The sequence below is a fragment of the Streptomyces sp. NPDC029044 genome (genome assembly GCF_040637495.1).
Classification (GTDB): domain Bacteria; phylum Actinomycetota; class Actinomycetes; order Streptomycetales; family Streptomycetaceae; genus Streptomyces.
Window position 1 is genome coordinate 13493 of sequence record NZ_JBEZWN010000078.1, and the last position, 17803, is coordinate 31295.

Consider the following 17803-nt stretch of genomic DNA (forward strand, 5'->3'; position numbering starts at 1 on the left):
ACCCGTCCGGTACCCGGAGGTACGGATTGGTGCCCGGGTTCGGCGGCCGGTACGGCGTACCCGGGGCGTAGGGCCCGGCTTCCCCGCCCCGTACGCCGCTCTCAGGCCGCCCTGCGCCGGCGCCGGCGTCGTACCGCTCTCCCCCGGGGCCGGCCTCGGCGTCGCCTTCGGGCCGCGGTGCGCCCGCCCCGGGCCAGGCTTGCCGTCGGCCGGGGTGGTGTCCTGCGGGCCCGGGGCCGCCCTGGGGTTGGCCTTGTCCGGTGCGGGGTGTGTCTTCGGGCTGCCCGGTGCCGGCGCCTGGCCGGGCCGGCCGGGGGCTCTCGCTGTGCGGCACTAGGCCGGGGCCGGCTCCGGCATTGCTCTCAGGTCGCGGTGCGTCTGCCCCGGGCCAGGCCTGCCCTCGGCCGGGGTGGTGTCCTGCGGGCCCTGGGCCGCCCTGGGGCTGGGCTTGTCCGGTGCGGGGTGTGCCTTCGGGTTGCCCGGTGCCGGCGCCTGGCCGGGCCGGCCGGGGGCTCTGGTCGTACGGCACGGGGCTGGGGCCGGCCTCGGGTCGCCCCGGGCCACCCCAGGTCCGGGCCTGCCCGGTACCGGCGTCCTCACCAGGTCGCCCTTCACCTGCGCCCGGCCGCGCCTGCCTGGCGTCCCGGTCGTGCTCCGCGGGCCCCGGGCCGCCCCAGGTCTGGCCTTGCCCGCCACCGGCATCGTCCCCGGTTCCTCCCGTACTGGCGGCTCCTGGCCAGGCCTGCTCACCGTCTCCGCCGTGCCGCGCTGCCCCTGGCCCGCCACCGGCGTCGTCCCCAGGTCGTTCCGTTCCGGCGGCCCCCGGCCAGGCCTGCTCTCCGCCTCCGCCGTACCGGACCGGGCCCTGCCCGCTCCCGTCGTGCCGCGCCGGGCTTTGCCCGCCGCCGGCGTCGTCCCCAGGCCGTCCCGTACCGGCGGCCCCCGGCCAGGCCTGCTCTCCGCCTCCGCCGTACCGGACCGGGCCCTGCCCGCTCCCGTCGTGCCGCGCCGGGCCTTGCCCGCCACCGGCGTCGTCCCCAGGCCGTCCCGCACCGGCGGCCCCCGGCCAGGCCTGCTCCCCGCCTCCGCCGTACCGGACCGGGCCCTGCCCGCCCCCGCCGTACCGCACCGAACCCTGCCCGCCACCGGCGGCATGCCCCGCACCGCCCCCCGACCAGCCCTGCCCGGCGCTCTCGTCGTAGCCTGACGGCCCCCGGCCACCCCAGGGGGCCACCGGCCCGGCATCGGCACCGGCACCGTGCTCGGCGTGCCGGCCCTCCGGCCAGGGGTCGCCCCCGGGCCACCCGGCGCCAGGCAGGCCCGCTGCCCCATCGGCCAAGGCCAGGTCGTCGCCCAGGGCCAAGCCCTCTCCCCGAGCCAGTGGCGTCGCCCGGCGCCCCGCCGCACCGCACGCCCACGCGAGCAACGCCCCCACGGCCCCGGCCCCCGCGCCCCACACCCCGCCCAGCAGCAGGGCCAGGAACAGAGAGCCGTGCAGTTCGATGCCCCCGCCGAAGGCGTCGAAGCCGAGGACGGACAGGGAGGCGGTCACGGAGAGGTCCGTCAGCCAGGCGAGCAACGGCAGGGCGAGGGCCGTCGCGACCCCCAGCCGCAGCGCGCACCACCTGGCGAAACGCAGCGCGCCGGGCCCCTCCCCGAGCGGCGTCCGCACTCCCGTCAACACGCCGGCCAGCAGCATCATCAACCCCGCCGCCACCGCCAGCAGCCACACCCGGCCGTCGAACTCGGCCAGCCGGCTCAGCGTCACCGGCTGTTCGGACCCGGACCCGAGCAGATCGTCCAGCGGATCCGGCAGGAAGCGGATCAGTTCGCCCGTGGCGCGCCCGTCCCACGGCACGAACAGACCGAGCGGGACGCCCAGCCACACCCCGTTCGGCGCCCCGAGCAGCGCCGCACCGGCGATGCGTCCGGGACGGTCGTCGCCGACCGCCGCGTACGCCGCCGCGGCGAACCCCGCCGCCACCGCCACCAGCAGCACGGTCACCACCGCCGACACGGCCGGCCGCACGACGCGGTGCACGGCCTCCCAGCCCGGCGGCAGCGGCGTACGGCGCGAGGCCAGCAGCGCGACGAGGAGAATCCCGGCCGACCAGCCGAACCCGCCGAGCAGCGTCGGGGCGGTATCGACCGTGAAGCCGACCGCGGCCTGCGCGTCGACCAGGTCGCCGAGCCGGTCCGGCAGCAGCCCCCCGATGTCCCCGAGTCCCGGGATCTCGACACCCCCGCTCCCGCCGGTCACGTCGTCGAGCCCCAGCGCCCCGCCGTCGATGGTGATGACGTCGTGGCCCGCCCACGCCAGACCGCCCAGCATCGCCACGAACAACGCCACCACCGCGCCCGCCCGCGCGAGCAGTTCGGCCCGTGAGATCACAACTCCCGCCGCCCGCAAGGACCGCAGGAAGAACCACGCCAGCAGCACCGCCCCGACCAGGCTCACCCCCAGTGGCGTGATCTCGATGGCCGTGTCCGCCTCCGCGCCCGAGATGCCGAACGCCGACACCTCACCGGACGGCGTGACCGAACCACCCGCCCCGAGAGCCACCACCGCCGCGGTCATCGGCCCCAAGGAACCCGCCGTGTCCGCCTCCAGCAGCCGCAGACCCAGCGCCGCGGTCCCCGCCATCCCGATCAACGCCCAGCTCACGGCGGCCACGGCGGAGATCAGCACGTCCCCCCACGGCACGCGCGCGTCGTCCCTCGCCGTACCGGCCCCTGCGGCAGCACTCATGGCAGACCCCCCGATCCGCTGCGCGGCGGGAACACCACGCATGTCCCCCTCGCGTCGAAATACCACTCTCCGGCCCGGTTTCAACCCCGTCAACGGAATCGGCCGATGCGTGGCGGACGCGGTCTTCACAAGGCCCGACTTTCGGTCAGGGGGCCGCTCCTGAAATAGTTCCCCCCGATGTTCGACATCCCTAGACTCCCCATGTCGGGGGTAACTCGGGGGACAACTCAGTGGGGCTGGAGTGCCGGAACTCGTACTGGAATCAAACGGACGTACCTGGACGCTCGATCCGTCCAGGGCATACACCCTCGGACGTGATCCGCAGGGGGACGTCGTCTTCGACGACGCCAGGGTCTCCTGGCGTCACGCCACGGTCAGCTTCAACGGCCGCAGTTGGGTCATCGAGGACCACGGCAGCACCAACGGCACGTTCGTGCAGGGGCAGCGCATCCATCAGATGGAGCTCGGCCCCGGCTCGGCCGTCAACCTGGGCAACGCGACCGACGGCCCGCGCCTGAACCTCTCCGGCGCCGCGGCCTCCGTCGCCACGCCGCAGGCCCAGCCCCAGCAGCAGCCGTACGCCGCGCAGGGCGCGAACCCGGCCTGGGGGCAGCAGACGCCGGCCCAGCAGCCGCCGCAGCAGCAGGCCCCCCAGGCCGGCTGGCAGCAGCCGCAGCAGGCCGCGGCACACATCCCGCAACAGCAGGGTCCCGGTGGTGTCGCGGGGGCACCGCCGGTCTACGGCGACCGCAGCCCGACCACGTTCCACCAGTTCTCCCTCGGCCGCGTGATGCGCATCGGCCGTGCCCTGGAGAACGAACTGGTCGTCTCCGACCTCCAGGTCTCCCGGCACCACGCCGAGTTCCACTCGACGCCCGACGGCCGTATGCAGATCCGGGACCTCGGCTCCCACAACGGCACGTACGTCAACGGCCAGCCGATCGCCAAGGGCGGCACCCAGCTGCTCGGCCCGACCGACGTCGTCGGCGTCGGCCACTCGACGTTCCGCATCGTCGGCGACCGGCTCGAAGAGTTCGTCGACACCGGTGAGGTGTCCTTCTCCGCCCGCCACCTGACCGTCACGGTCGACGGCGGCAAGCAGATCCTCAAGGACGTCTCCTTCGGCGTCCCGGAGAAGTCGCTGATCGCGGTCATCGGCCCGTCCGGCTCCGGCAAGTCGACCCTGCTCAAGGCGCTCACGGGCTATCGCCCCGCCAACCAGGGCGAGGTGCTCTACGACAACCGGAACCTCTACAAGCAGTTCGCCGAGCTGCGCCAGCGCATCGGTCTGGTCCCGCAGGACGACATCCTGCACAAGGAGCTGACCGTCAAGAAGGCCCTCAAGTACGCGGCCAAGCTGCGCTTCCCGGCGGACACCACGGGCGCCGAGCGCGAGGCCCGCATCGACGAGGTGCTGCGCGAGCTCAAGCTCGACATCCACAAGGACAAGAAGGTCACGTCCCTCTCCGGCGGCCAGCGCAAACGCGTCTCGGTCGCCCTGGAGCTGCTGACCAAGCCGTCGCTGATCTTCCTGGACGAGCCGACCTCCGGCCTCGACCCGGGCATGGACCGCGACGTCATGCAGCTGCTGCGCGGCCTCGCCGACGACGGCCGTACGGTCCTCGTCGTCACCCACTCGGTGGCCGAGCTGGCGATCTGCGACAAGCTGCTGGTGATGGCGCCGGGCGGCTCGGTCGCCTACTTCGGCCCGCCCGAGGAGGCGCTGAACTTCTTCGGCTACGACACCTGGGCCGATGTCTTCTCCGCCTTCGAGAACTACCGGGACTACGACTGGGCGGGCCGCTGGAAGGGCTCGCAGCACTACCAGATGTACGCCGCGGACATCGACGCCGTCGCGCCGCAGTCCGTACAGGTTCCGCAGATGCAGGCGATGAAGCCGCCGAAGCCGCAGGGCTGGATGTCTCAGTTCGTCACGCTTGTCCGGCGATACGTCTCCGTGATCGCCTCCGACAAGGGCTTCCTCGCCCTGATGGTGATCCTGCCGGCCGTGCTCGGCGCGGTCAGCCTGCTCATCGATGCCGACAGGGGCCTGCTGCCCAACCCGGCCAACCCGGAGACCGGCCGCATCATCCCGAACGGCACGGCCACCACGGTCCTGCTGATCCTCGCGGTCGGCGCCTGTTTCGCCGGTGCGGCGAACTCCGTCCGAGAACTGATCAAGGAACGCGTCATCTACGAGCGGGAGCGCGCCACCGGTCTCTCTCGCTCGGCGTACCTGATGTCCAAGGTGTTCGTGCTCGGCATGATCACTGTGCTCCAGGGCCTGCTGGTCGGCGTCATCGGCTTCTCCAGCCGTGAGATCCCCGAGGAGGGCCTGGTCTTCGGCAGCGCCACGCTGCTGGAGCTGTCCGTGCCCATCATGGCGCTGGGCTTCACCTCGATGATGTTCGGCCTGATCATCTCCTCGCTGGTGAAGACCGCCGAGAAGACCATGCCGCTGCTGGTGATGTTCGCCATCATCCAGGTCGTCTTCACCGGCTGCCTGTTCGCGCTGCACGGCTCGATCGGCGTCAACCAGTTCTCGTTCCTGATGCCGTCGCGCTGGGCGGTCGCCGCCGCCGGTGCCACGCTGGACTTCAACAAGATCAGCCCGCCCGAGACGGCCGGCGACACCGACCCGCTGTGGGAGCACACGGTCGGGGCCTGGGCCATGGACATGGGGGCGCTCCTCGTCCTCGGCGTGATCTGCGGCTTCTTCGTGGCCCGCTTCCTGCGTCGCCACGAGCCCGAGGTCATGCGCAAGTAGCCACCGCCGTACGACGCCCGAAGGGCGGCACCCCGTCAGGAGGGTGCCGCCCTTCGGCGTACCTACAGCTGTCTCAGAGGTCCGCGCCGACCTCAGTACGCGCTGTCGACGTTGTCCATGGAGCCGTACTTGTCGGCCGCGTAGTTGCAGGCGGCGGTGATGTTGGCTACCGGGTCGTAGATGTCCCAGGAGGTGCCGGGGACGTGCCAGTGCTTGAAGGTCGGCGGGATGACCTGGAGCAGGCCCTTCGACGGGATGCCGTTGATGGCGTTGATGTCCCAGTTGTTGATCGCCTTCGGGTTACCCGAGGACTCACGGATGATGTTGCGCTTGATGCCGTCGTAGGAGCCCGGGATCCCGTGCTTCTTCATGACGTCGAGCGACTCGCGGATCCAGCCGTCGAGGTTGTTCGGGTAGGTCTTCTTGGCGGCCTTCTTGGCCTCGGCGCGCTGGGCGGCGCGGCTCGCGGCCTCCTTCGCCTCGCGGGCGGCCTCGGCCTTCTTCTTCGCCGCGGCGGCGTCGGCCTTCTTCTTGGCGGCGGCCGCGGCGTCGGCCTTCTTCTTCGCCGCGATCTGCTCGGCCTTGAGGCTGGCGCCGGCCATCTGGTCCGTGACGCTGGCCTTTACGTCCTTGATCTGCTGGGTGCTGTACGCCACCGCAGCCGGCTGAGCGGCCTCGGTCGTGGTCTTCGTCGAGGCGCCGCTCGGCACCGCGGAGAACCCGATGGCGGCGGCGCCGAGGGTGGCGACACCCGCCATGGCGATCTTGTGGTGACGGGTCAGGCTACGACTCTGAACACGGCTGAAGATGTTCTTGGGCATGCTGCTGTGGACCTCTTCGAATAGCGCGGGAGTCGCTCGGCGTCCGGCGTTGGACTCGGTGTGTTTCCGACACAAACGCCGCGGAGGTGAACCCACGGCGCTGAGCGACGAGAGCAATTCTTAGCGGCCGCAAAATGGCGTGGCAAAGGTGTGACGTACGAAAGAAGATAGTGGATCAGGGAGGGGCAAATCGGGGCAGACTGGACTGTCTGCGCCGCTCAAAAGGTGGGGCTTTGTCTCCTACGCACTTTCGTACGTGACGTGGGTCCTATGCGAGGGCTCACATCACCCTTAGATCAATCTCACCACGCGTTGCACAAGCGATGCTCTGTGTGAGGCCGTTTCAGGGCAGTACGAGGTGCACGTCCCCGAACTCGTGCCACAGATACCGTTCTTGCAGGGCGGCCGCGTACCCCCGCTCGACCGCCACCCGCCCCGCCACCGCCTCCAGCATCAGCAGATGCGAGGCCTCCGGCTCGTGCAGCCCGGTCAGCAGCCCGTCCACCACCCGCACGCCGCGCTCCGGCGTGACGACGAGATCCGTCCACCCGGCACGCGCGCGTACGGCCCCGTCGGCGTCCACCGCCGACTCCACGGCCCGCACCGCCGTCGTCCCGACCGCCACGACCCGGCCCCCACCGGCCTTCGCCGCGTTGATCAGCCGCGCGGACGCCCCGGGCACCGCGAAGCGCTCCGGGTACGGCGGCTCGTGCGCCTCCGCCGAGGCCACCCCCGTGTGCAGCGTGACCGGCGCGAACTGCACCCCCCGGCTCACCAGCTCCGCCACCAGCCGCGCCGTGAAGGGCCGCGCCGCGCTCGGCATCTCCGCACTGCCGGCCCCGTCCGCCGACGGCAGCGCGAACACCGTCTGGTAGGCGGACAGCGGCTGGTCCCGATCCGTGTAGGCGTAGCGAATGGGCCGCCCGTGCTCCCGCAGCAGCTCCGGCACCCCCGGCCCGGACACCCGCGCCCACCACAGCCGCTCGCTCCGCCCGCTCAGTGGCTCCTCCAGAACCAGCCGCACGCCCCCCGGCAGGCACACCTCCCTCCCCGCGGGCCCGCCCGCCCGCGCGCGCGTGGTGCCCCGCCCGTCGGGCTCCCGCAGTTCCACCGCCCAGCGGCCGTCGTCTCCGCGGGTGGAGAAGTGCACGACCACGCTCGCGTGCCCGGACCACCCGTCCACGGCCGCCGCCAGCGTGGCCGAGGTGTTGACGACGAGCAGATCACCGGCCCGCAGCAGCAGCGGCAGTTCCATGAACGTGTGATGCGCCACCTCGGCACCCCGCGACACCAGCATCCGTACGGCGTCCCGCTCCAGCCCCGGGCTCCGCTGCTCGACCGGCACCCGAGCCGACAGTTCCTCCGGCACCCGCACCCTCAGGGTCATCGGGCCCCGTCCAGCAGCGCCGGAGCCCCGTACCGCCCACTCGCCGGACGCTCGTCCAGCAGCCGCAGGAACCCCGGCACCACAGCCGCCGGCTCAGGCCGCGGCTCCGGGTCGTCCGGCACGGCCGCCGCGTACAGATCCGTGGCCATGTCGCCGGGATCCACCGCCCAGACCCGCAGCCCCGGCTCCTCCACGGCGAGCACGGCCACCAGCTGGTCCAGGGCCGCCTTGGACGCCCCGTAACCGCCCCAGGTCTCGTACGCCTCGGCGGCCGCGTCCGAGCTGACGGCGACGACCGTGCCCGCCCGCGAGGCCCGCAGCAGCGGCAGCGCCTCCTGGACCAGGCCCAGCCCCGCCACCAGGTTCACCTCCAGCGCCCGGCGCAGTCCTTCCAGGGGCAGCTTCTCCATCCTGACCAGCGGCTCGGCGCCCAGCGCGCTCGCGTTGTGCACCAGCAGGTCGACGCCGCCCAGCCGCCGGGCCGCCGACACCAGCTCGGTTCGGTGCGCGGCGTCCGTGACGTCCCCGGCCAGGGCGGACACCCGCGTCCCGTGGGCGGAGACGACCTGGGCCGTGCCCGCCAGCGCGCGTGCGCCCCTGGCGTCGAGCACCAGGTCCCACCCCCGCCCGGCCAGGGCCTCCGCCAGCGCCCGGCCCAGGCCCTTCGACGCCCCGGTGATGATCGCAACCGGCATGATCCGCTCCCTCGTCGTGACCGTGTGGCCCACCGCCGTGCCACACCGTAGGAACGGCGCCGCCCCGTCCGCCTCGGACGCGGGCCCCGGTCCGCCGGGTCCTTTCGCCCTAGGCCACGGGCCCCGCGGCCCCGGTCCCGCAGCCGGCATCCGGCCGTCTCGGCCCTGAGACCTAGGCCCACCGGACCGGGCGCCCGCCGCCACCGGTCCGATCCGCGCTGTCACCGCCCGCCGGTACCGTGAGGACATGAGCCACGGCCCCCGGTCCGGCCTCGCCGCGGTGAGTTCCGCGTTGCTGGCCATGAGCAGGCATCTCGAGGTGCGCGACGTCCTCAAGACGATCGTCGCCTCGGCCCGCGAGCTGCTCGACGCGCAGTACGCCGCGCTCGGCGTCCCCGACGACCACGGCGGCTTCGCCCAGTTCGTCGTCGACGGCGTCAGCGAGGAGCAGTGGAAGGCCATCGGTCCCCTCCCGCGCCAGCACGGCATCCTCGCCGCGATGCTGCACGAGGCCAGGGCCGAACGCCTCGCGGACGTCCGCAAGGACCCCCGCTTCGAGGGCTGGCCGAAGGCCCACCCGGACCTGATCGACTTCCTGGGCCTGCCGATCCGCGACGGCGACGAGGTCATCGGAGCGCTGTTCCTGGCCAACAAGAACTGTGAACGGCCCCAAGGCGGCTGCGGCTTCACCGAGGACGACGAGGAACTGCTCGGCATCCTCGCCCAGCACGCCGCGATCGCCCTCACCAACGCCCGCCTCTACGAGCGCAGCCGTGAACTGACCATCGCCGAGGAGCGCTCCCGCCTCGCCCACGAACTGCACGACGCGGTCAGCCAGAAGCTGTTCTCCCTGCGCCTGACCGCCCAGGCCGCGGCCCGCCTGGTGGACCGCGCCCCCTCCCGCGCCAAGGGCGAACTCCAGCAGGTCGCGGCCCTGGCCGCCGAGGCCGCCGACGAACTGCGCGCCGCGGTCGTCGAGTTGCGGCCCGCCGCCCTGGACGAGGACGGCCTCGTGGCGACCCTGCGGACGCAGATACAGGTCCTCGACCGGGCCCACAGCGCCCGTGTCACCTTCGCCGGCCACGGCGTGAAGGCCCTGCCCGCATCCCAGGAGGAGGCCCTCCTGCGCGTCGCCCAGGAAGCCCTGCACAACGCCCTGCGCCACTCCGGCGCCGACCACGTCGACGTGACCCTGGACCGCCGCGGAAGCGGAGCCGTCCTGCGGGTCACGGACGACGGCAGCGGCTTCGACCCGCAAGCGGTGCGCCGCGCGGGTCGCCATCTCGGCCTGGTCTCCATGCGGGACCGGGCGAGCGGCGCCGGCGGCTCACTGACCGTGGAATCGGTGCCCGGCGAGGGCACCGTCATCGAGATGGAGGTCCCCGGTGGCTGACGCGATCAAGGTGCTGCTCGTCGACGACCACCAGGTCGTCCGCCGCGGTCTGCGCACCTTCCTCGAAGTGCAGGACGACATCGAGGTCGTCGGCGAGGCCGCGGACGGCGCCGAAGGAGTCGACCGCGCCGAGGAGCTGAGGCCCGACGTCATCCTCATGGACGTCAAGATGCCGGGCATGGACGGCGTCGACGCCCTGCGCCGACTCCGCGAGCTGGCCAACCCCGCGCGCGTGCTGGTCGTCACCAGCTTCACCGAGCAGCGCACGGTGGTCCCGGCCCTGCGCGCCGGCGCCGCCGGCTACGTCTACAAGGACGTCGACCCCGACGCCCTCGCCGGGGCCATCCGCTCGGTGCACGCCGGTCACATCCTCCTCCAGCCGGAGGTCGCCGGCGCCCTGCTGGCGCAGGAGGAGAGCAACACCGGGACGGGAAGGGCCGGTTCGCTCACCGAGCGGGAACGCGAGGTGCTCGAGCTGATAGCGGACGGCCGTTCCAACCGGGAGATTGCCCGCGCGCTCGTCCTCTCCGAGAAGACGGTCAAGACCCACGTCTCGAACATTCTGATGAAACTCGACCTGTCCGACCGAACGCAGGCCGCCCTGTGGGCCGTTCGCCATGGCGTGACGGGCTGACAGGCTTCGCCCCACGGCAACACGGAAGGTTGCGTTCCGGACCGAGATTCATACTGTCGTGGGAACGTCCCTCACATGGCGCAACCTCGATGGATCTCCGCCGTTCTCCAGTGCGTGCTGCGGCGCCTGCCGCGGCAATCGCAAGGAGGGCTCAGAAGTGAAGAACCTGAAGAAGGCAGCGGCCGTGACGATGGTGACGGGTGGCCTGCTGGCCGCCGGCGCGGGCATGGCCTCCGCCACCAGCGCGCACGCCGACGGCCAGGCCGTGGGCTCCCCGGGCGTCGGCTCGGGCAACGTCGTCCAGGCCCCGGTGCACGTCCCGGTCAACGTGTCCGGCAACAGCGTGAACGTCGTGGGCATCCTGAACCCGGCCTTCGGCAACGTCGCCGTCAACCACTGACGCTCCACCTCCGTCTCCGAGCCGGAGGTGACACCGGCCTCCCGGTCCTGCCCGGGAGGCCGTTCCGCTTAGCAGCGGGCACCTGCCCCGCTTAGCTGCGGGCAGTCGTGCCGCTGGGGGCGGCACGGGTGGGCGCAGCGGCACCCCGCAGCGCCGGGTTGCGTACCCACCCAGCCCCGGCATCAACGCCGAGCACCGGACCAACCCCGGTCAGTTCCCCCACCGCACCCCGCCCGGCACCACCACAACCCGCAGTCACCGCACCCCCCGCTCCCGCTCCTCCACAACGGAGTTGTACGCCGCGACCTGCGCCCGCCGAGCCGTCCGCTCCACCGGCCGCAACGCCTCCCGCCGCGCGGAGATCTCCGACGAGCTCACCGCGCCCCCGTGCCCGCTCTCCGTCGCCACCGCGATCAGCGTCCCCACCCGCTGCGCCAGCTCCAGCACCCGCACCGCCCGCGGCGGATACCCGGGCGCCAGCACCTCCCGCCCCCGCTCGGCCCGCGCCCGGTACGCATCGACCGCCGCCTCCGCCACCGGACCGGACCCCGCCACATCCAGCCGCGTCAGCACCTCCGTGGCCTCCCGCAGGGCCTCCGCCAGCTCCCGCTCCGCCTCGCTCAGCGACGGCACATCCGCTGGTGGCGCCTCCCGTACCGGCAGCACGTGCCACACCACCTCGACCTGGACCCCCTCGGGCCCGGCCTCGTACACGTCCGGCACCAGCCCGTAGGCGGCCCCGTGACAGACCACCGCCTCCTCGGCCTCCAGCGCCCGCGCGTTGAACTCCGGTGGCCCGCTCAGCCCCAGCGGATGCCCCGGCGCGGGCAGAGCCACCCGCAGCCCGGTGACCCCGAGCATCCGCAGCCGTCCGAGCGCGAGCGTCAGCCCGACCTGCCCCGACTCGCCCGGCAGCCCCTCCACCCGGTGCACCGCGTCCGCACCGACGACGGCGAGAACGGCGTCGTCCGGCGAGACAAGTCCGACCAAAAGGGCATTTCCCCAAGCTGTGAGACGTCCAGCGCGCGGTTCCGTGAGCATGCTCCCACCCTAGGACCCCTCAAGCACCGGACCGAGGGACTGCCCCGGCCGGACGGTGGCGTAGATTTCATGGAGGGCTGCGCCCACCGGCGCGGCGGACCGAGCCACAGGCTTACGCGACAGCCGAGACCGGCCACACTGCAAGGGGAGACAACGCGCTCATGAGCGATGTTCTGGAGCTTCAGGACGTATCCGTGGTCCGTGAGGGCCGGGCTCTGGTGGACCAGGTCTCCTGGTCGGTCAAGGAGGGCGAGCGCTGGGTCATCCTCGGCCCGAACGGCGCCGGCAAGACCACCCTCCTCAACCTCGCTTCCACCTACCTCTACCCCAGCTCGGGCACCACCGCCATCCTCGGCGAGACCCTCGGCCGGCCTGGCACCGACGTCTTCGAGCTGCGCCCCCGCATCGGCATGGCCGGCATCGCCATGACCGAGAAGCTCCCCAAGCGCCAGACGGTCCTGGAGACGGTCCTGACCGCCGCTTACGGCATGACCGCCACCTGGCACGAGGACTACGAGGACATCGACGAGCAGCGCGCCCGCGCCTTCCTCGACCGCCTCGGCATGAGCGAGTACCTGGACCGCAGGTTCGGCACGCTCTCCGAGGGCGAGCGCAAGCGAACCCTGATCGCCCGCGCCCTGATGACCGACCCCGAGCTGCTCCTGCTCGACGAGCCCGCCGCCGGCCTCGACCTCGGCGGCCGCGAGGACCTGGTCCGCCGCCTCGGCCGTCTCGCCCTCGACCCGATCGCCCCCTCGATGCTCATGGTCACCCACCACGTCGAGGAGATCCCCCCGGGCTTCACCCACGTCCTCATGATCCGCCAGGGCAAGGTCCTCGCCGCCGGCCCGCTGGAGCTGGAGCTCACCTCCCGCAACCTCTCCCTCTGCTTCGGCCTCCCGCTCGTCGTCGAACAGTCGGGCGAGCGCTGGACCGCGCAGGGCCTCCCGCTCTCCTGAGCCCGACCGCCGCCTGCCAAATCCCAGGGTAAGAACGGGATTTCACACCACGGGCGCCCTGTCGGCGACGGGGCCCGCGGACCTACCATGACCATGTGGAAATCGACGCATGGCTGTGGTGGCTGATCGGCGCGGCAGCGCTCGGCATCGCGCTCGTGGTCACCGCGATGCCCGAACTCGGCATGCTGGCGGTGGGCGCCGTCGCCGCGGCGGTGGTCACCGGCGTCTTCGGCGGCGGAGCCGTCGCCCAGGTCGTGGTCTTCGCCGTCATCTCGGCCGCGGGCATCGCCGTCGTACGGCCCATCGCGAACCGGCACCGTGCTCAACGACCCCAGTTCGCCTCCGGCGTGGAGGCGTTGAAGGGCAGACGAGCCGTCGTCCTGGAACGCGTCGACGCCTCCGGAGGCCGGATCAAGCTGGCCGGAGAGGTCTGGTCGGCCCGCGCCCTCGACACCGACCGCGCCTACGAATCGGGCGAGGAAGTGGATGTCGTGGACATCGAGGGAGCGACCGCGATCGTCATGTGACCTCGCAGGACGTAACTGGAGTGAACTCCTCGCCAGCTACGCGACGGTCTGTCAGACTCGACCAGCAAGATCTTCGACAACCATAAGATCTGCCGAAGACGCCGAGGCGGAGAAGGGTACGGGGAACGACGATGGAACCGGTCATCATCGTCCTGATCATTCTGGTGGTGTTGGTCTTCATCGCCCTGATCAAGACGATCCAAGTCATCCCACAGGCCAGCGCGGCCATCGTCGAGCGCTTCGGCCGCTACACGCGGACACTCAACGCGGGCCTCAACATCGTCGTCCCGTTCATCGACACCATCCGCAACCGCATCGACCTGCGCGAACAGGTCGTGCCCTTCCCACCGCAGCCGGTGATCACCCAGGACAACCTGGTCGTCAACATCGACACCGTCATCTACTACCAGGTGACCGACGCACGCGCCGCCACGTACGAAGTCGCCAGCTACATCCAGGCGATCGAGCAGCTCACCGTCACCACCCTCCGCAACATCATCGGCGGCATGGACCTGGAGCGGACCCTCACCTCCCGCGAGGAGATCAACGCGGCCCTGCGCGGCGTCCTCGACGAGGCCACCGGCAAGTGGGGCATCCGCGTCAACCGCGTCGAACTCAAGGCGATCGAACCGCCCACCTCCATCCAGGACTCGATGGAGAAGCAGATGCGCGCCGACCGCGACAAGCGCGCCGCGATCCTCCAGGCCGAAGGTGTCCGGCAGTCGGAGATCCTGCGCGCCGAAGGTGAGAAGCAGTCCCAGATCCTGCGCGCCGAGGGCGAGGCCAAGGCCGCCGCCCTGCGCGCCGAGGGCGAAGCCCAGGCCGTGCGCACGGTCTTCGAGGCCATCCACGCCGGCGACCCGGACCAGAAGCTCCTCTCCTACCAGTACCTCCAGATGCTCCCCAAGATCGCCGAGGGCGACGCCAACAAGCTCTGGATCGTCCCCAGCGAAATCGGCGACGCCCTCAAGGGCCTCTCCGGCGCCATGGGCAACTTCGGCGGCCTCGGCGGCGGTTCCGGCGGCAACGGCGGTGCGCCCCAAGCCGGTGTCCCCGCCCAGGAGCGCCGCGAGAAGCCGCCCATCGACTGACCCGGCACATACGGAGGGGCCCGCTTCCCAAGGAAGCGGGCCCCTCCGTATGACAGCTCTAGGCCGCGGGCTGTGCCAGCCACTCCGGCAGCGCGTCGAAGTCGTCCTGCCCGAGCGCCAGCAGCATCGCGTCCGCCGGAGTCGGCTCGAACGGCTGCCGCAGCAGCGGCATCCCCGCCTCCTCCGGAGTCCGGTTCGCCTTACGGTGATTGTCCTGCGCACACGAGGCCACGGTGTTCAGCCACGTGTCCTGACCCCCCTGCGACCGCGGCACCACGTGGTCCACGGTCGTCGCCCGCCTCCCGCAGTACGCGCACCGGTTCCGGTCCCTGACCAGCACACCCCGCCTCGACCACGGCGCTCGTCTTCGGAACGGCACCCGTACGTACTGGCAGAGCCTGATCACACGGGGCGCCGGTATGTCGACCGCGGCTCCCCGCATCCGCAGTTCGGGGTGGGCCTGCTCGACGACGGCCTTGTCCTGAAGCACCAGAACGACGGCTCGATTCAACGTCACCGTCGACAGCGGCTCGAAGCTCGCGTTCAGTACCAGCGTGTCCCGCATAACCAGCCCACCTCCCGTGTGCACCGGCCCACCCCCTGGCGGGCTGGGATCAACTCTGGCCGGGCACGCCGAGATGGACAACGCAATATCTGCTGCTCTCACGAGGGGTGACCCCCGCGACCCCCGGCAACAAAAATGCCCGCTCCTGATCAATTCCAAGACCAGGAGCGGGCAAACGTTCCGTGAACGCCGGGATCGCAGGCGGCTTCCTCAGCCCTCGGCGGGCACCTCGTACTCACCGATCAGCTGGGCCCGCCCGATCGTGTGGAACCTCAGGTTGAAGCCGACGACGGCAGGCGACGCGTCCGCGTCCGGACCGAGCTTCTCCTCATCCACGGCGTAGACCGTGAACACATACCGGTGCGGCCCGTCCCCGGGCGGCGGCGCGGCCCCGCCGAACTCCTTGCCGCCGTAGTCGTTGCGCGCGTGGACCGCGCCCTCCGGCAGACCCTCGAACGTGCCACTGCCCGCACCCACCGGCAGCTCGGTCACCGACGCCGGGATGTCGAACAGCACCCAGTGCCAGAAACCACTGCCCGTCGGGGCGTCGGGGTCGTAGCAGGTCACGGCGAAGCTCTTGGTCTCGGGCGGGAAGCCCTCCCACCGCAGCTGCGGCGAGGTGTTGCCCGCCGCCTGGACCTGAGCGTCCTTGAGCGTCGCACCTTCCTCGACGTCCTTGCTCGTCACCGTGAACGACGCGACGGGCGGATGGAAGTCGTGGGGGAGCGGCCGCCGCTTGAGCTCGGTCACCTCGGTACCTCCTGATCGTTTCTTGCGGTCGACCCCGAGCCTAGAACCAGTTGCGCTTGCTGCCGACCTCGGACAGCCACTGGTTGAGATAGGCGGTCCAGTCGGTCCCCTGGTAGTCGTTCAGACCCACCTGGAACGACCGGAAGGTGTCACTGCCCTCGCTGAACAGCCCCGGCTTCTTGTCCATCTCCAGCACCACGTCCATCGTGTGCTGGTCGGCCACGAAGCTCAGCTCCACCTGGTTCAGCCCCCGGTACTGCTGCGGCGGGTAGAACTCGATCTCCTGGTAGAAGGGCAGCTTCTGCCGCGTACCCCGGATGACACCGCGCTCCATGTCCGCGTTCTTGAACCGGAAGCCCAGCTGGATGAACGCGTCGAGGATCGCCTTCTGCGCCGGCAGCGGGTGCACGTTGACCGGGTCCAGGTCACCGGAGTCCACCGCCCGCGCGATCTCCAGCTCGGTCGACACCCCGATGTTCATGCCACGGAGCGCCTGACCGTCGATCATCGTGATCGGCGTCTCCCACGGGATCTCGAGACCGAACTGCACCGCGTGCACGGCGTTCGCCTGCAGCTCGAAGGCCCCACCCAGCCGCGACTTCGTGAACTCGATGTCCTGCTTGTACTCCTGGTCGCCGCTCTCCACCTCGACCTTGGCCTGAAGCCCGACCGAGAGTCCCTCGATCTGCTGGTTGACGGACCCGCCCTGGATCCGCACCTCACCCTGGACGACACCGCCCGGGACGACGTTGACCTCGTGCAGCACCGTCTCGACCGAAGCCCCGCCGGCCCCCAGGCTCGCGAGCAGCTTCTTGAACGCCATGTCTCTCCCTCTCGCCCACTACGGGTGGATCCTTGATCCCTACAAACGCGATCCGGCCGTGGCCGGTTCCATGCCCCACCCTTGCAAGGCCGGTGCCCGACGGCCACCCCGCGACACCACGCGTCTCCAGTACCCTCGGACGGCATGATCGCGACCCCTGACCGTACGCCCCTGTCCAGGGAGTTCTTCGACCGACCCGTCCTCGATGTCGCCCCCGACCTCCTCGGCCGCATCCTGGTACGCAGCACCCCGGACGGTCCGATCGCCCTCCGCCTCACCGAGGTCGAGGCCTACGACGGTGCCGACGACCCCGGCTCCCACGCCTATCGCGGCCGCACGGCGCGCAACGACGTGATGTTCGGGCCGCCCGGTCACGTGTACGTCTACTTCACCTACGGCATGTGGTTCTGCATGAACCTGGTCTGCGGCCCCGAGGGCAAGGCGAGCGCGGTCCTCCTCCGCGCCGGCGAGATCATCGAGGGCGCCGAACTGGCCCGGACCCGTCGACTCTCGGCCCGCAACGACAAGGAACTGGCCAAAGGCCCGGCCCGCCTGGCCACGGCCCTCAACGTGGACCGCTCCCTCGACGGCACGGACGCGTGTACGTCCGCGGAAACCCCGCTCCGCATGCTGACGGGCACTCCCATCCCCTCCGACCAGGTACTCAACGGCCCCCGCACCGGCGTGGGCGGCGACGGAGCCGTGCACCCCTGGCGCTACTGGGTCGCCAACGACCCGACGGTGAGCCCCTATCGAGCCCATGTCCCGAGGCGCCGCCGAAGTTGACGCGTCCTGCTGGGGTGCGTAATGTAGTCCGAGCCGCTGAACCGGGTACGGCAATCGCCTACAACCGGAAGCGGCCAAACCACTACCTAGCGACTCCCCTCAGCAGGGGCGAATTCGGCGTGCCCGCATGCCTGAATTCGGTGCCGAGAGACTCGATTATGAGTTGGACGGGGAATCGGCTAACGTAGTGAATGTCGAAAGGCCGACAGGCGAAAGCCCGGGCCGGACGGCAAATCCCGCCGACAGGGAATCGGATCGAAAAGGGTCTGATAGAGTCGGAAACGCAAGACCGAAGGGAAGCGCCCGGAGGAAAGCCCGATAGGGTGAGTACAAAGGAAGCGACCGTTCCTTGAGAACTCAACAGCGTGCCAAAAGTCAACGCCAGATATGTTGATACCCCGTCCATCGGACTACC

Annotated in this window: 15 protein-coding genes and 1 pseudogene; 8 read left to right on the forward strand and 8 right to left on the reverse strand. The window is 71.2% G+C overall.

All coding sequences use genetic code 11. The annotated features are described in order from the left end of the window. Positions 1-1357: 1357 nt before the first annotated feature. Positions 1358-2749: pseudogene (locus AB0E85_RS35255) on the reverse strand (streptophobe family protein); the annotation flags it as partial. 241 nt (positions 2750-2990) lie between these two features. Here AB0E85_RS35255 and AB0E85_RS35260 point away from each other — a divergent pair. Continuing rightward, positions 2991-5516 (forward strand): FHA domain-containing protein, encoded by a 2526-nt coding sequence (locus AB0E85_RS35260; protein ID WP_361936195.1) that lies wholly within the window; start codon positions 2991-2993, stop codon positions 5514-5516. Positions 5517-5608: 92 nt separating this feature from the next. Here the strand turns inward: AB0E85_RS35260 and AB0E85_RS35265 are convergent, their stop codons facing one another. The 3 genes from AB0E85_RS35265 to AB0E85_RS35275 form a co-directional block, all read right to left on the reverse strand. Next, complete coding sequence (locus AB0E85_RS35265; protein WP_361936198.1) at positions 5609-6337, reverse strand: transglycosylase SLT domain-containing protein; 729 nt, start codon at positions 6335-6337, stop codon at positions 5609-5611. A 343-nt stretch (positions 6338-6680) separates the two neighbouring features. Continuing rightward, positions 6681-7724 carry an S-adenosylmethionine:tRNA ribosyltransferase-isomerase gene (locus tag AB0E85_RS35270; RefSeq protein ID WP_361936201.1) on the reverse strand — a complete coding sequence of 348 codons (1044 nt, stop codon included), beginning with the start codon at positions 7722-7724 and terminating at the stop codon, positions 6681-6683. After that, positions 7721-8419 carry an SDR family oxidoreductase gene (locus AB0E85_RS35275; RefSeq protein WP_361936203.1) on the reverse strand — a complete coding sequence of 233 codons (699 nt, stop codon included), beginning with the start codon at positions 8417-8419 and terminating at the stop codon, positions 7721-7723. Before AB0E85_RS35275 ends, AB0E85_RS35270 begins: the two co-directional genes overlap by 4 nt. A gap of 247 nt (positions 8420-8666) precedes the next feature. Between AB0E85_RS35275 and AB0E85_RS35280 the strand changes: the two genes are divergently transcribed. The 3 genes from AB0E85_RS35280 to AB0E85_RS35290 all read left to right on the forward strand — a co-directional run bounded on the left by AB0E85_RS35280 (position 8667) and on the right by AB0E85_RS35290 (position 10846). Continuing rightward, positions 8667-9812, forward strand: coding sequence for a GAF domain-containing sensor histidine kinase (locus AB0E85_RS35280; RefSeq protein ID WP_361936206.1), 1146 nt, complete (start codon positions 8667-8669; stop codon positions 9810-9812). After that, complete coding sequence (locus AB0E85_RS35285) at positions 9805-10446, forward strand: response regulator transcription factor (protein ID WP_361936209.1); 642 nt, start codon at positions 9805-9807, stop codon at positions 10444-10446. Before AB0E85_RS35280 ends, AB0E85_RS35285 begins: the two co-directional genes overlap by 8 nt. 157 nt (positions 10447-10603) lie before the next feature. After that, positions 10604-10846, forward strand: a complete 243-nt coding sequence (locus AB0E85_RS35290) for a chaplin (RefSeq protein WP_161368926.1) — start codon at positions 10604-10606, stop codon at positions 10844-10846. 255 nt (positions 10847-11101) lie between these two features. Here AB0E85_RS35290 and AB0E85_RS35295 read toward each other — a convergent pair whose 3' ends face one another. After that, positions 11102-11887, reverse strand: coding sequence for a hypothetical protein (locus tag AB0E85_RS35295; RefSeq protein ID WP_361936212.1), 786 nt, complete (start codon positions 11885-11887; stop codon positions 11102-11104). 161 nt (positions 11888-12048) lie between these two features. Here AB0E85_RS35295 and AB0E85_RS35300 point away from each other — a divergent pair, with 161 nt between their 5' ends. The 3 genes from AB0E85_RS35300 (at position 12049) to AB0E85_RS35310 (ending at position 14464) form a co-directional block, all read left to right on the forward strand. Next, entirely contained in the window at positions 12049-12846 is a 798-nt protein-coding gene (locus AB0E85_RS35300; protein WP_361936215.1) for an ABC transporter ATP-binding protein, read from the forward strand. 95 nt (positions 12847-12941) lie between these two features. Next, a complete protein-coding gene (locus tag AB0E85_RS35305) occupies positions 12942-13373 on the forward strand; it encodes an NfeD family protein (RefSeq protein ID WP_184568053.1) in 432 nt (143 codons plus the stop codon). Positions 13374-13504: 131 nt separating this feature from the next. Next, positions 13505-14464 (forward strand): SPFH domain-containing protein, encoded by a 960-nt coding sequence (locus AB0E85_RS35310; RefSeq protein ID WP_033310992.1) that lies wholly within the window; start codon positions 13505-13507, stop codon positions 14462-14464. 58 nt (positions 14465-14522) lie between these two features. On the opposite strand, the gene AB0E85_RS35315 is transcribed toward AB0E85_RS35310, so the two are convergent. From AB0E85_RS35315 to AB0E85_RS35325, 3 genes are all read right to left on the reverse strand, one after another. Next, a complete protein-coding gene (locus AB0E85_RS35315; RefSeq protein WP_361936219.1) occupies positions 14523-15029 on the reverse strand; it encodes an HNH endonuclease in 507 nt (168 codons plus the stop codon). A gap of 210 nt (positions 15030-15239) precedes the next feature. Next, positions 15240-15779 carry a YbhB/YbcL family Raf kinase inhibitor-like protein gene (locus AB0E85_RS35320; RefSeq protein WP_361936222.1) on the reverse strand — a complete coding sequence of 180 codons (540 nt, stop codon included), beginning with the start codon at positions 15777-15779 and terminating at the stop codon, positions 15240-15242. 40 nt (positions 15780-15819) lie between these two features. Next, the gene (locus AB0E85_RS35325; RefSeq protein ID WP_033310998.1) at positions 15820-16602 is read right to left on the reverse strand and encodes a sporulation protein; all 783 of its coding nucleotides are present in this window, start codon (positions 16600-16602) and stop codon (positions 15820-15822) included. 144 nt (positions 16603-16746) lie between these two features. Between AB0E85_RS35325 and AB0E85_RS35330 the strand changes: the two genes are divergently transcribed. Beyond that, on the forward strand, positions 16747-17388 hold the full coding sequence (locus AB0E85_RS35330) for a DNA-3-methyladenine glycosylase (RefSeq protein ID WP_361936227.1): 642 nt from the start codon (positions 16747-16749) through the stop codon (positions 17386-17388). Positions 17389-17803: the final 415 nt, after the last annotated feature.